Annotated in this window: 14 protein-coding genes; 9 read left to right on the plus strand and 5 right to left on the minus strand. The window is 58.1% G+C overall.

Annotated elements, in window-relative coordinates; translation table 11 throughout:
• The first annotated feature begins 7 nt into the window (after positions 1 to 7).
• The 5 genes from SCT_RS06790 to SCT_RS06810 all read left to right on the plus strand — a co-directional run bounded on the left by SCT_RS06790 (position 8) and on the right by SCT_RS06810 (position 4,615).
• Positions 8 to 1,507 (plus strand): class II aldolase/adducin family protein, encoded by a 1,500-nt coding sequence (locus SCT_RS06790; RefSeq protein WP_059420771.1) that lies wholly within the window; start codon positions 8 to 10, stop codon positions 1,505 to 1,507.
• On the plus strand, positions 1,504 to 2,541 hold the full coding sequence (mtnA, locus tag SCT_RS06795) for an S-methyl-5-thioribose-1-phosphate isomerase (protein ID WP_059420773.1): 1,038 nt from the start codon (positions 1,504 to 1,506) through the stop codon (positions 2,539 to 2,541). Before SCT_RS06790 ends, mtnA begins: the two co-directional genes overlap by 4 nt.
• A 197-nt stretch (positions 2,542 to 2,738) precedes the next feature.
• Positions 2,739 to 3,881: a YeiH family protein gene (locus tag SCT_RS06800; RefSeq protein WP_059420775.1), complete on the plus strand. Its 1,143-nt coding sequence runs from the start codon at positions 2,739 to 2,741 to the stop codon at positions 3,879 to 3,881.
• Positions 3,882 to 3,908: 27 nt separating this feature from the next.
• The gene (locus SCT_RS06805) at positions 3,909 to 4,151 is read left to right on the plus strand and encodes a hypothetical protein (RefSeq protein WP_059420776.1); all 243 of its coding nucleotides are present in this window, start codon (positions 3,909 to 3,911) and stop codon (positions 4,149 to 4,151) included.
• A 14-nt stretch (positions 4,152 to 4,165) separates the two neighbouring features.
• Positions 4,166 to 4,615 (plus strand): universal stress protein, encoded by a 450-nt coding sequence (locus tag SCT_RS06810; protein WP_059420779.1) that lies wholly within the window; start codon positions 4,166 to 4,168, stop codon positions 4,613 to 4,615.
• Here the strand turns inward: SCT_RS06810 and hemW are convergent.
• From hemW to SCT_RS06835, 5 genes are all read right to left on the minus strand, one after another.
• The gene (gene hemW, locus SCT_RS06815; protein WP_059420781.1) at positions 4,612 to 5,805 is read right to left on the minus strand and encodes a radical SAM family heme chaperone HemW; all 1,194 of its coding nucleotides are present in this window, start codon (positions 5,803 to 5,805) and stop codon (positions 4,612 to 4,614) included. The genes SCT_RS06810 and hemW overlap by 4 nt on opposite strands.
• Positions 5,805 to 6,401 (minus strand): RdgB/HAM1 family non-canonical purine NTP pyrophosphatase, encoded by a 597-nt coding sequence (gene rdgB, locus SCT_RS06820; protein WP_059420782.1) that lies wholly within the window; start codon positions 6,399 to 6,401, stop codon positions 5,805 to 5,807. Before rdgB ends, hemW begins: the two co-directional genes overlap by 1 nt.
• A 114-nt stretch (positions 6,402 to 6,515) precedes the next feature.
• On the minus strand, positions 6,516 to 7,235 hold the full coding sequence (gene rph, locus SCT_RS06825; protein ID WP_059420788.1) for a ribonuclease PH: 720 nt from the start codon (positions 7,233 to 7,235) through the stop codon (positions 6,516 to 6,518).
• A 44-nt stretch (positions 7,236 to 7,279) separates the two neighbouring features.
• A complete protein-coding gene (locus SCT_RS06830) occupies positions 7,280 to 8,194 on the minus strand; it encodes a PP2C family serine/threonine-protein phosphatase (RefSeq protein WP_059420790.1) in 915 nt (304 codons plus the stop codon).
• Positions 8,191 to 9,150 (minus strand): serine/threonine-protein kinase, encoded by a 960-nt coding sequence (locus SCT_RS06835; RefSeq protein WP_059420794.1) that lies wholly within the window; start codon positions 9,148 to 9,150, stop codon positions 8,191 to 8,193. The genes SCT_RS06830 and SCT_RS06835 overlap by 4 nt, the downstream gene beginning before the upstream one ends.
• 83 nt (positions 9,151 to 9,233) lie before the next feature.
• Between SCT_RS06835 and SCT_RS06840 the strand changes: the two genes are divergently transcribed.
• From SCT_RS06840 to SCT_RS06855, 4 genes are all read left to right on the plus strand, one after another.
• Entirely contained in the window at positions 9,234 to 10,100 is an 867-nt protein-coding gene (locus SCT_RS06840) for a YicC/YloC family endoribonuclease (RefSeq protein ID WP_059420798.1), read from the plus strand.
• 61 nt (positions 10,101 to 10,161) lie between these two features.
• Positions 10,162 to 10,773: a guanylate kinase gene (gmk, locus tag SCT_RS06845; protein WP_059420801.1), complete on the plus strand. Its 612-nt coding sequence runs from the start codon at positions 10,162 to 10,164 to the stop codon at positions 10,771 to 10,773.
• Positions 10,774 to 10,803: 30 nt separating this feature from the next.
• Positions 10,804 to 11,010, plus strand: coding sequence for a DNA-directed RNA polymerase subunit omega (gene rpoZ, locus SCT_RS06850; protein WP_059420803.1), 207 nt, complete (start codon positions 10,804 to 10,806; stop codon positions 11,008 to 11,010).
• A 32-nt stretch (positions 11,011 to 11,042) separates the two neighbouring features.
• Positions 11,043 to 13,217, plus strand: a complete 2,175-nt coding sequence (locus SCT_RS06855; RefSeq protein WP_059420809.1) for a bifunctional (p)ppGpp synthetase/guanosine-3',5'-bis(diphosphate) 3'-pyrophosphohydrolase — start codon at positions 11,043 to 11,045, stop codon at positions 13,215 to 13,217.
• Positions 13,218 to 13,225 lie beyond the last annotated feature (8 nt).

A 13,225-nucleotide genomic window follows, 5' to 3' on the forward strand; every position in this document is an offset into this window, starting at 1 on the left:
ACTTAACATGAAAAATCTGTGGAACGATGGGGAAGCCGCCGGTTTCAAAAATGACCTTGCCCTGCGCGCTTACACCTCGCGCCTGCTCGGTGGCGAGAAGGCTTTGGTGATGTATGGCGGCGGCAACACTTCGGTCAAACTGCAGGAAAACGATGAGACCATCCTTTACGTCAAGGGTTCGGGCTCCGACCTCGCTCACGTCACGGAAAAAGATTTTTCCCCGGTACGGCTGGCAGCGGTGCGGCCGCTGATCCAACGCGATGCCATGAGCAACGCGGAAATGGGCGTGCATTTCCGCGTTGCCCTGACCAACCCGCAGGCACCGCGCCCCTCGATAGAAACCATCCTCCACGCCATATTGCCCTTCAAGTGGGTGGAGCACACCCATGCCGACGCGGTACTGGCAGTAGCGAACACCGACCACGGCGAACGTCACGTCCGGGCAGCCTTCGGCGATGCCGTGGTAATCGTGTCCTACCGTCATTCCGGTTTCGAATTAGCGAAAGCCTGCCACGACGTCTTCAGCCGCGAAACCACCGCGAAAACCATCGGCATGGTGCTGATGCATCACGGCATCCTTGCCTTCGGCTCCAGTGCACGCGAGTCCTACGAGCGCATGATAGCCCTGGTCACTCGCGCCGAGGACTATCTGAAAAGCTGCGGTGCCTGGGACATTCCACTGCGTTTCCCTTCCGCACAGGCCGCCAGCAGTCAGGAGATGCTGACGCTCGCCGCCCTGCGTCGCGACATCTCGCACGCCGCCGGTTTCCCCCTGGTGATGACACTTTCATCCGACCTGATGAGCCTGGCTTACTCCCGCCGCCCTGACCTGGAATCGCTCTCCCAGCGCGGCCCGGCCACTCCGCAGCATGCCGTGTTCACCAAACGCGTACCGATGCTGGGGCGCGATGTTGCCGCCTTCACCGCAGCCTACCGCCGCTATCTGGCGGAAAACGCACCCCAGCGGGCAGAGCGCCTGCCCGACGCCGCACCGCGTATCGTGCTCGACCCGGAATGGGGGCTGATTTCTGCCGGTATCACGGCCTCCTACGCCGACGCGGCAGCCGAGATTTACCGCCACAGCATGAAAATTCAGTCCCGCGCCGAAGCGCTGGAGGCTTATGCATCCCTGCCGCCGCGTGATGTGCTCGCCGCCGAGATCGAATATGGCGGCTTCGAGCAGACAATGCGCAACCAGTATGTGCTGGCCGGGCAGGTCGCGCTGGTAGACCGGGCGCTGAACCATCAGGCCAAGGTGGCAGAGCTGCTCGCAAAGGGCGCAGCGGTGATCGGGCTGGATAGCGACCCGGCCGTCAAAGCCCTCCACACCCAACCGGAATTTCTCGGCCTGTGCGGTGACCCGGACGACCCAGCCGAAATGGAAGCCGCGCTGGAGCAATCGGTACGCCGCTTCGGCGGCATCGACCTGCTCATCACCGACAACCCGACACTGGCAGCCGCCTGTGAGCCGCTGCTTCAACTTTCACCTGTAAGGAAACCGCAATGAATATCGAAACCCTGCGCTGGCGCGACAACCGCCTGGAAATGATCGACCAGCGCGTGTTGCCGGCGCGCTTCGAGTATCTCTCCTACGATTCCGCCGCCAGCGTTGCCCACGGCATCCGCGCCATGGTGGTGCGCGGAGCGCCGGCGATCGGCTGTGCCGCCGCCTACGGTGTGGCGCTGGAAGCACTGCGGCTAAAGGAAACCGCCCCTGAGACCTTCCGCAGCGGAATGGAAAAAGGATTTACCAGTCTGGCACAGAGCCGCCCCACGGCGGTCAACCTGTTCTGGGCGCTGCAACGTATGCGACAAGTCTGGCAGGGCATGGGCGCAACCGCACCGGCGGTCGTGGCCGAACGCTTATTGAACGAAGCCCATGAAATCCATGCCGAAGACATCCGCATCAACCGCGCCATGGGCGCAGCCGGAGCGGCCCTGCTTGCCGACGGCGCGCGCGTGCTCACCCACTGCAACGCCGGGGCGCTGGCCACAGCCGGATGGGGCACGGCGCTGGGCGTGATCCGCTCGGCGGTGGAAGCGGGCAAGAAGATTTCCGTGATCGCCGACGAGACGCGCCCATTCCTGCAAGGGGCACGCCTCACCGCGTGGGAAATGGTGCAGGAGAATATCCCGGTGACCCTGATCACCGACAACATGGCCGGCCACCTGATGGCGCACGGCGAGGTCGACGCGGTTATCGTCGGCACCGACCGGGTGGCGGCCAACGGCGACGTTGCCAACAAGATTGGCACCTACATGGTGGCGGTGCTGGCGCGCCGCCACCACATCCCGTTTTACGTCGCCTGCCCACTCTCCACTATCGATTTGAACATTGCATCGGGAGCAGAAATCCCGATCGAGGAGCGCGCCCCGGAAGAGGTGACCGGCTACCGCGATTGCCAGTGGGCGGCGCACGGCGTAAAGGTGCGCAACCCAGCCTTCGATGTCACCCCGGCCGAACTGGTGACAGCGTTGATTACGGAGAAGGGTCTGGTAAGGGAACCAAATCAGGAAAAAATCGCAATGCTGTTTGAATGAAATGCCCCCCGATCCATCAGGAAAGCTGGCGCGGAAGTTTGTTCCATTCCACTTTTTTTGGTGTGCCTTAAAAAATATTCCGGCAGGCGATGGAATAAATTCCCAAGCAGATGCGTCTTCAATAAAGATGTGCTATAAACACATCCATAATAATAATTAATTAAGCCATATAAAATATCTAATCACAAGGAGGCAACATGAATGGAGATGTCGGGTTCTTTCGCAAACTTCCCAGCGCCCTGCCGGGCTTGGCACTGATCATCCTAACCATGGTGGTGATACGTAACTGGCTCGAACCCTGGATGACGACCGCAGTTGTGTTCGGCACAAAGGGCTGGCTCGTTAAGGTCACGCACCTTAATTACATACTGCTAGGCATCATCATGGGAATGCTTTACCGGAATGTGATTTTCGGTGGAAAAATGCCCGACGTACTGAGTGATGGATTCAAGCTCTCCCGTCTCATGATCAAGACCGGGATCATTCTGCTGGGCTCGCTCTACACGTTTAACGCAATCGTGCAGCTCGGCTCTATGGCGATTTTCCTGATCGGCGGCTTCGTGATCCTGACCATCATCATGGTGTTGTGGTTCGGTACCATGTTAGGTCTTGACCGCTCCATGATCGGTGTCATGGCGAACGCACTCAGCGTCTGCGGCGTCACCGCCGCCGTGGCAACCTCACCGGGTGTTGAAGCCAAGGCATCGCACGTGGCCTACGCCATTGCCACCATTCTGGGCTTTGGCATCCTGACCATGTTCATCAGCCCCTTCATCGGTCACGCATTGGGTCTCTCCGACATACAGTACGGCGCCTGGATCGGCACCGGCATTCTCAATTCCGGTCAGGTACTGGCAGCAGCACTGGCATTCAATCCAAACGTAGCGCCAGGTACCGCTGTCTCCGTAGCCGAGATCTGGAACATCATGCGCGTGATCTCTATCCCGTTCGCAGTGTTCGCGGTAACGGTCTGGTATTGGGCCGGCAAAACAGAAACAGAAGGCGGCAAGCGCAAAGGGCTGGGTACATTGCTGGTTGAGAAATTTCCGGTGTTCGTCATCGGCTTTTTAGGGATGGTGTTCCTTACCAGTATGGGGGCGTTCGGTGATGTGGGTCTCAAAGGCGGCCCTGCGGCCTCCGAAACCATCAAGATGATGCGTCTGTGGATGACCTGGATCTTCGGCTTTGGCTTGGTCGGACTAGGTGGCTATATTGATTTCAAGGAACTCCGTCAAGCTGGCGGCGCACCACTCAAGCTCGGCCTGATTGTTGGTGTCACCAAATATGTCCTGGCCTTGGTGGTGGTATTCTTGATCAAAGATTACCTGGTTGCAATTTAGTCAAATTAACTACAAGGAGAATGAATCATGGCTAAAACAGGTAGCGAAACCATCGGCGCCCCAGGCGACAAAAGCAAAATGACTTTGTTCAAGGATGACCGCGCAGAGGACATCGGCGCGATCATCATGAGCGTGCTTGTCATTGCCACCATCATGGTCTTGACCATGAATAAACCGGCACCCCAACCGGCTACACCGGCTGCTCCAACGGCAACCACTGCCGCTCCAGCCATAGCACCGACGGCACCCGCCGAACCGGTAAAGAAATAAAGATTGGCTGCTTCGTGGAATTCAAAAACATTGTTGTTGCAGTAGACGGTTCCGAAGCCTCGCAAGAGGCGCTGAACTGCGCAGTAGAGTTGGCCCGTCAGAGCAAATGCGCCCTGACGGGCTTTTTCATTATCGACGGCGGATGGCCCGATTATATCGGTAACGATTGGCAATCATCCAAAGCCGCACGCCAAGGATTTCTCGATTACATCCGCAAGGAGCAGGAAGAGCAGGCGGACGCGGCACGCAATCAATTCGAAGCGGCCACCGCAGGGATGGAAACAACCTTTTCATTGTTGGGCGGCGACCCGACCGAAGAATTGCTCAAGATCGCTAATGCAGAAGATACCGACATTTTTGTCGTCAGCCGACGGGTATTCCAGGTAAGCGGTCGGCCCAGCCTCAAATCACTCGCCAAGACCCTGGCGCAGAAAGCCACGCGCCCCTTGTTGCTTCTTTCCTAGCCTTCTTCAGGCAGGAAAAGCTGCAGCAATTCGTTAAGAAAACGCTGCCCCAGCACGGTGGGTCGGATATGAAAGTTGTCGCGTTCGATCAGGCCGCGCCGCTGCGCCTCTTCCATCATGGGCAGAGCAGCCGTCAGCGATAACCCGGTACGAGCGGAGAACAAGCTAACCGGAAAGCCCTCGGTCAGACGCAGGGCGTTCATCATGAACTCAAACGGCAGCTCCCCGGACGCAACAATGCGCTCCTCCTCCAGCGAACTTCCCGCCAGTACCCGTTCCATATAGGACTTGGGCTGGCGATGGCGAATTTGGCGCAGGATGCGGTCATGCAGCGTGAGCTTGCCGTGCGCCCCCGCCCCGATCCCCAGGTAATCCCCGAACAGCCAGTAGTTGAGGTTGTGGCGGCAGCGCCGATTCTTTTTGGCAAAAGCAGAAGTCTCGTAATGTTCGTAGCCTGCCCCGGCAAGTTCCGCCTCGATGGCCTCCTGCATTGCCGCCGACATATCGTCATCCGGCAGCGGCGGCGGCTTGTTGTAAAACACCGTGTTGGGTTCCAGGGTAAGGTGGTAGGCCGAGATATGCTGTGGTTCGAAAGACACCGCCTCGCGAATATCGGCCAGCGCCTCTTCCATGGTCTGCTCCGGCAGGGCGTACATCAGGTCGAGATTGACGTTGTCGAAATTACGTAGCGCCAGTTCCACTGCGAACCGTGCCTCGCGGTCATCGTGGATACGGCCAAGCGCCTGCAGATGGCGCGGATTGAAACTCTGGATGCCGAGCGACAGGCGGTTCACTCCGGCCGCACGGAAATCGGCGAACTTCTGCGCCTCAGCCGTGCCGGGGTTGGCCTCCAGCGTAATTTCGGCATGGGATTCGACGGGCAGCAGAGTGCGCACCTGGGTCAGCAACGTATCGATAGACCGCGCCGAAAACAGGCTGGGCGTGCCGCCACCCATGAAGATGCTCACCACCTTGCGCCCCCACACCAAGGGCAGCGCGGCTTCGATATCCCTAATTAGCGCTGCAACGTATTCCTGTTCCGGAACCCCTTCGCGCACTTCAAAGGAACTGAAATCACAATAGGGGCATTTCCTGACGCACCATGGCAAGTGGATGTAGAGGCTTAAAGGAGGAGGGCTGGTGAAGGGTGATGAGGAATGAGAAATGCCTGCCGCAATTCCATTACGCATCAAACATTCCCCATTACCCTCAACTTTTCAACCAGCTCGGCCAGCGCCTTACCGCGGTGGCTGATCTTGTTCTTCTGCTCCATCGGGATTTCCGCGCCGGTCTGGCCCAGTTCGGGGATGAGGAAATACGGGTCGTAACCGAAGCCGCCCGCGCCGCGAGGTGTGTCGATGATCTCTCCATACATCGCGCCCTCGGCAATGATAGGCTGAGGATCTTCCGGCCAGCGCACCAGAATGATCACGCAGTAATAGTGGGCCTTGCGGTTGGCATGCCCCTGCAGCGATTCGATCAGCTTCTGGTTGTTGCGCTCATCCGATTTCGGCTCGCCGGCAAAGCGGGCGGAATACACGCCGGGCGCGCCATTCAACGCGTCGACGCAGATCCCCGAATCATCCGCCAATGCGGGCAGACCGGAATGCGCCGAGGCGTGACGCGCCTTGGTCAGGCAGTTCTCGATAAAGGTGCAATAGGGCTCTTCCGCTTCGGGAATGTTGAAAGCATATTGCGGAAAAACCTCGAAATCCAGCGGCGCGAGAATGGCGTCGATTTCGCGAAGTTTTCCGGCGTTGTTGGAAGCAATGACAAGTTTTTTCATAAGTTAAATCCTTTACCGCAAAGGATGCAAGCGACGCAAAGGAATACAAAAAACCAAGGTCATTTCCTATGATTTTTCTTCGCGTCCTTTGCGTCCCTTGCGGTTAATTTATTTTCAAATAATTCCCAGCGCCGCCTTCTGCTTGGCCACCAGCTGAGCGATGCCGCTTTGTGCGAGGTCGAGCATGGCTTCCATTTCGGCGCGGCTGAACGGCGCGCCTTCAGCGGTACCCTGTACTTCGACGAAACCACCTTTGCCTGTCATCACCACGTTCATGTCAGTGTCGCAATCGGAATCCTCGACATAGTCCAGGTCCAGCACCGGTACGCCCTGATAGACACCGACCGAGACCGCGGCGACGAAGTCGCGCAGCGGCGATTCCGTGAGCTTGCCTTCCTTCAGCAGGAAGGAAACGGCATCGTGCAGCGCAACATAGGCGCCGGTGATGCTGGCGGTACGAGTGCCGCCGTCGGCCTGAATGACATCGCAATCGATCTGGATAGTGCGCTCGCCGAGCGCTTTCAAATCCACCACCGCGCGCAGGGAGCGACCGATCAGGCGCTGAATTTCCTGGGTGCGTCCGGTCTGCTTTCCCCTCGCTGCCTCGCGATCGATACGCGTATTGGTGGAGCGCGGCAGCATGCCGTATTCGGCGGTAGTCCACCCCTGGGCCTTGCCGCGCAGGAACGGCGGCACTTTTTCGTCGATGCTGGCGGTGCAGATCACCTTGGTGTCGCCGCACTCGATCAGCACCGAGCCTTCGGCATGTTTGGTGTAATTGCGGGTAATGGTGATGTTGCGAAGCTGGTCGGGGTTACGTTTGCTGGGCCGCATGGGGGTCCTCTGGTTCAACGAAAAAGCACCATTATAACGCCTGTTTATTTTGAATATTTCCGGATCGCTGCCTGGATCTCGGCGATTGCCCGCTCGATGTCCGCCTCTGTCACATCCTTCTCGCCTTCCGCACCCCGCTCCACACTGAAGGTATTGAGCTGCACCGTATAGGTGTCCAGCGGCATGGTCGCGGTGGATATCGAGCGCGGGGTGAACAGCTTTTCGTCGCCCCAGCGCATACCGATCGCGCTCAGGTTGTCGCCATCCTCACCGCCGCGCAATTCGGCATGGTCGAGCAATTCGGGAACGGCGGTAGTAATCGGGTAGGTATCGAGAATCGAGGCGATCTCGTCCGTTGAAAGCAGGCCCCACAAGCCGTCGGAACACATCAGCAGGGTGTCCCCTTCGCGTAAATGCATCTTGCGCGACAACTCGATATCGGGGGGAATGGGACCGCCCAGGCAACTGTAAACCTTGTTGCGCTCGGGATGCGTGGTCATCTCATCCTCGGTGATTATGCCCTGCTCGAACAGTTGCTGCACCAGGGAATGGTCGCGGGTGCGGTACGACAGCTTGCCGCCATGAAAGAAGTACAGGCGAGTATCCCCGACATGAGCCCAATAGGCCTGATCATCCTGCACCACGCAAGCCACGCAGGTGGTGCGGGGGTGCTCGCTAAGGCCATGCGCCAGGACATAATCACCAATGGCTTCGTGCGCCTGGTTAATGGTGTCGATCAGGAAGCGGAACGGATCTTTTAGCGCCGGCGTCGCCAGCTTCTGAAAGTTTTCCACCAGAAACTGCACCGCGATCTGGGAGGCGATTTCACCATGAAAATGTCCTCCCATACCATCGGCCACCACCATCAGCAGTGCGTCCCGACTGTAGGAGTAGGCCAGGCGGTCCTGGTTGTATCTGCGTCCACCCTGACGGCTGGACTGGAAAATCGAAAATTTCACTGGTCACCTGTTTTTGTTTTGCTGAATTTACTGCGGAGACTATGCAACAGCGAGGTTTTTTTCTGCACTTCCGGCACCTTGTCCTTCTCCAGCAGCGCCTTTTGCACCACGAAAACGCTCTGCGGCCGTTCCAGCGGATCCAGTTTCAGGCACCAGTCGATGAGTTCAAGCAAATGCTCGGAATAGTGGCCGCTCCATAGTTTTTTTGCCGATTCCTGCTTGTCTTGTTCCAAGCGCATGTTGGCCGCCTGGGGAGCAAAGCCGGAAAGGCAGGCAAACATGCTCGCGCCGACGCCGTAAATATCGGTCCATGGACCGAGCGCTTCGCGGTCGTGACCGTACTGCTCCGGCGCGGCGAAACCCGGCGTGTACATCGGATTGAGACTAGATCTTTCCTGGGTCAGGGTCTGCCGTGCAGCGCCAAAATCCAGTAACAGCGGAGAGCCGTCCAGGCGAATGTAAATGTTCGATGGCTTGATATCAAGGTGCAATATTTTGTGCGCATGTACCTCGCGCAGGCCACCTAGCATTTCTGCGAAAATGCGCCGGATGAAGTATTCCCTGATCTCTTTCTTGCGATGCAGGATGTAATCCTGCAGCGTCCGGCCACGCTCGTACTGCATCACCAGGTAAACCGTTTCATTGGCACGGAAAAAGTTGGTCACCCTTACCACGTTGGGGTGAGCAATGCGGGCAAGTGCCAGCCCTTCCTCGAAAAAGCATTTCATTCCATAACGAAACACATTCAGGTTTTCCGCTGAAGAAGCTTGCACCAGCGCACCTGATTCCCGCAGCACCAGAGCGCAGGGCAGATACTCCTTGATCGCTACAGGCAATTCGTTCTCGTCATATGCCAGGTAAACCAGGCTGAAGCCGCCTGAGCTGATCTGCTTGTCGATACGGTAATTGAGCAACTGGTAGCCGTGAGGAAGAGCCTGATTGGGTTGTGAGGCCATCGCACCATCTGTATGATTGAATCCTGACCATTATTCTGATTTGGCAGAGCAAAGTAAAGCCCATAACCCTCAACGGACACCCCATGATCTACAGCATGACCGGATTTGCCGCAGTGACACAGGAACTGGAGCCTGGCTCCCTGAGCCTGGAACTGCGCTCGGTCAACTCGCGCTACCTTGAAACCCACTTCCGCCTGGACGAATCCTTCCGCGCGCTGGAACCTGCGCTGCGCGAAATGATCGGCGGTGCGTTAAGCCGCGGCAAGGTTGAATGCCGGCTGAATTTTACCGCGCGCAGCGCCGGCTTAACTCCGCTGCGGCTGAATACCGCGCTCGCCGAACAACTGGCACAGCTTGGCCGTTCAGCCAAGGCGCTACTGCCCGACAGTCAGCCGTTCGGCGTGGCGGACTTGCTGCGCTGGCCCGGCGTCATCGAGGGCGAAAGCGTCGGCATGGAAGGCCTGCTGGAAGCCTGTCTGCCCCTGTTGCGCAGAGGCCTCGACGAACTGTCCGCCACCCGCCAGCGCGAGGGAGAGAAGCTCAAAACCTTTTTGCTGCAGCGCGTCGAACAGATGGACGCTCTGGTGGCGGGCGTATTGCCGCACATTCCAAGGCTGATCGCAGCCTACCAGGAAAAACTCGCCGCCCGCCTCAAGGAAGTCATGGGAACTGGCGACGATGACCGCATCCGTCAGGAAATCGCCTTGTTCGCCCAGAAGATCGACGTGGACGAAGAACTGTCGCGGCTCCAAACCCATCTCACTGAAATGCGGCGCATCCTCGAGAAAGGCGGCGCCGTGGGCAAGCGGCTGGATTTCCTGATGCAGGAACTCAACCGAGAAGCTAATACCCTGGGCTCCAAATCAGCCGCGTCCGAAATGTCGCAGACGGCGATGGAACTCAAGGTACTCATCGAGCAGATGCGAGAGCAAATCCAAAACATCGAGTAATGGGTAATGAGTCCACCACAACTCACCCATCACCCTTACCTTTTACCCATGGAATGACATTATGGCCAGCGGAAATCTATTCATCGTCACCGCACCCTCCGGCGCGGGAAAAACCAGCTTGGTGCGAGAGCTATTGCAGAACGACAGCCAGGTCAAACTGTCGGTTTCCTATACCACCCGCCCTGCGCGACCGGGCGAAGTGGACGGCAAGGACTATCATTTCGTCACTGAACAAAAGTTTCTTGAAATGCTGGAACGCGGCGACTTCCTCGAAAGCGCTCTGGTTTACGGCAACCGCTACGGCACCTCCCAGCCCTGGATCGAAAACGCCATGCGCTCAGGCACCGACATCCTGCTGGAAATCGACTGGCAGGGTGCCGCCCAAGTCAGGAAAATCTTCCCCCAGGCAACCGGTATTTTCATCCTGCCGCCCTCCCTGGAAGCCCTGCTCGCGCGGCTCACAGGGCGTGGCCAGGACTCCGAGGAAATCATCGCGCGTCGCCTGGCCGCCGCCCGCGAGGATATCGCTCATGTGGAAGAGTTTGATTATGTTATAATTAACGATATTTTCGAAACGGCGCTGCAGGACCTGATCAGCGTGATCCGCGCACAGCGGCTGACTGCAAGCCGGCAACTCAGCGCCCATGCCGACATGATCGGCAAAATGAAATAATTCGGTATCACTCAATCAAAGGAAGCTAGCATGGCACGTATCACCGTAGACGACTGCATGAAGACCATCACCAACCGTTTCGAACTGGCTCTGGTTGCCACCGTACGTGCTCGCCAGATTGCTCAGGGCGGCACTCCAATGGTGGAAGCCAACCGCGACAAGCCCACCGTCATCGCCTTGCGCGAAATTGCCCAAGGCAAAGTCGGGGTGGAGATCCTCAACCGCGGCCTGCTCTGAAATCATCCTGAGTTCCAGGTTAGGGGTACCAAGTGAATAAGCCAGGAACTCAGGACTCAGCACTCAGCACTCAGCACTCAACACCCGCCACCGACATCGCCGCCTTCACAGCGCGGCTGTCCTCCTACCTCAAGCCGGAAGATACCGCCCAGATCGAGGCGGCCTACCATCTCAGCGATAGCGCCCACGCCGGCCAGTTTCGCAAGAGCGGCGAACCCTACATTTCCCACCCCCTGGCGGTCGCCGAAATCCTGGCCGACTGGCATCTGGATGCACAGGCCCTGATGGCGGCGCTGCTACACGACGTGATGGAAGACACCGCCATAACCAAGCAGGAAATCGGCGAAAAGTTCGGCAAGGCGGTGGCTGAACTGGTAGACGGTGTGTCCAAGCTGGACAAGATCGAGTTCCAGACCGAAATCCACGCCCAGGCCGAGAATTTCCGCAAAATGCTGCTGGCGATGGCACGCGATGTGCGCGTCATCCTGATCAAACTCGCCGACCGCCTGCACAACATGCGCACCCTTGGGGCGATGGTCCCGGAAAAACGCCAGCGCATCGCGCGCGAAACGCTGGAAATCTACGCGCCCATCGCCAACCGCCTCGGACTGAACAGCGTTTACGACGAACTGGAGGACTTGAGCTTCCGCCATCTCTACCCCAACCGGTTCGACGTGCTGGCCAAGGCCGTCAAGGCGGCACGCGGAAACCGCCGTGAAGTAGTGGGGAAGGTGCTGGAGGCGATCGAGCAGAAGCTCAAGGATTGCCAGATCGAGGCCACCATCACCGGGCGCGAAAAGCATCTGTACAGCATTTACAAAAAAATGCAGGGCAAATCCCTGACCTTTTCCGAAGTGTTCGATATTTATGGATTTCGCGTCATCGTCAAGGACGTCCCCACCTGCTATCTCACCTTGGGTTCCCTGCACCAGCTTTACAAACCGATCCCGGGAAAGTTCAAGGACTACATCGCCATCCCCAAGGCGAATGGCTACCAGTCCCTGCACACCACCCTGTTCGGGCCTTTCGGCACGCCGATCGAAATCCAGATTCGCAGCCAGGACATGCACAAGATTGCCGAAGCCGGCGTCGCCTCGCACTGGCTTTACAAGAGCGGGGACACCGAGATCAACGAGATGCAGCAGAAGACCCACCAGTGGTTGCAGAGCCTGCTGGAAATCCAGTCCGAAAGCGGCGATGCCACCGAATTCCTGGAACACATCAAGGTCGACCTGTTCCCCGACGAGGTTTACGTCTTCACCCCCAAGGGCAAGATCATGGCGCTGCCGCGCGGCGCCACCGGGGTGGATTTCGCCTACGCCGTGCATACCGACGTTGGCAACCGCTGTGTAGCGGTGAAAATCAATCAGGAATTGATGCCACTGCGGACCGAGCTGAAAAACGGCGACCAGGTGGAAATCGTGACCGCGGCCCATGCCAAGCCCAACCCGACTTGGCTCAATTACGTCATCACCGGCAAGGCACGCTCGCATATCCGGCATTTCCTCAAGACCATGCAGTACGAGGAATCCGCAGCCTTGGGCGAACGCCTGCTCAACCAGGCGCTACGTGCACTGGGCGCAGACCCGACAGAAATCAGAGAAGCCCAGTGGGACAAGCTGCTGCGCGAATGCATCGGCAAGCACAAACAGGAAATCCTTGCCGATATCGGCCTCGGCAAGCGCCTCAATATTGTCGTTGCGCGCCACCTGCTTGCCATCACCGAAATGGCGGATGAGCGTAAGCATGTTCCGGCGGGGCCCATCACTATCCGTGGCACCGAAGGCATGGCGGTGCAGTTTGCAAAATGCTGCCGGCCGATTCCAGGCGACCCGATCATTGGCTTCATCAAGAAAGGCCAGGGACTGGTCATCCACACCCACGACTGCCCGGTCATTGCCAAGGATCGTGCCGACGCCGACAAATGGCTGGATGTGGAATGGGACCCGGCCGCGCCGAAAAAACCTTTCGACATCAACCTCAAGCTGGTGGTGGCGAATCAGCGCGGCGTACTGGCCAAGGTCGCTGCCGCCATCGCCGATGCCGGATCGAACATCGACAATGTCAGCATGGAAGAAGAAGACGGCAGCGCCTACACCAGCATGAACTTCACCCTGCAGGTAGAAAACCGCATCCACCTCGCCAACGTGATGCGCAATTTGCGCAAGATTGAGGAAGTGGTGAGGATTGCGCGGATGAAGGGGTAAATCAAGGT

This window comes from Sulfuricella sp. T08 (assembly GCF_000971475.1).
In the GTDB taxonomy this organism is placed as follows: Bacteria; Pseudomonadota; Gammaproteobacteria; order Burkholderiales; family Sulfuricellaceae; genus Sulfuricella.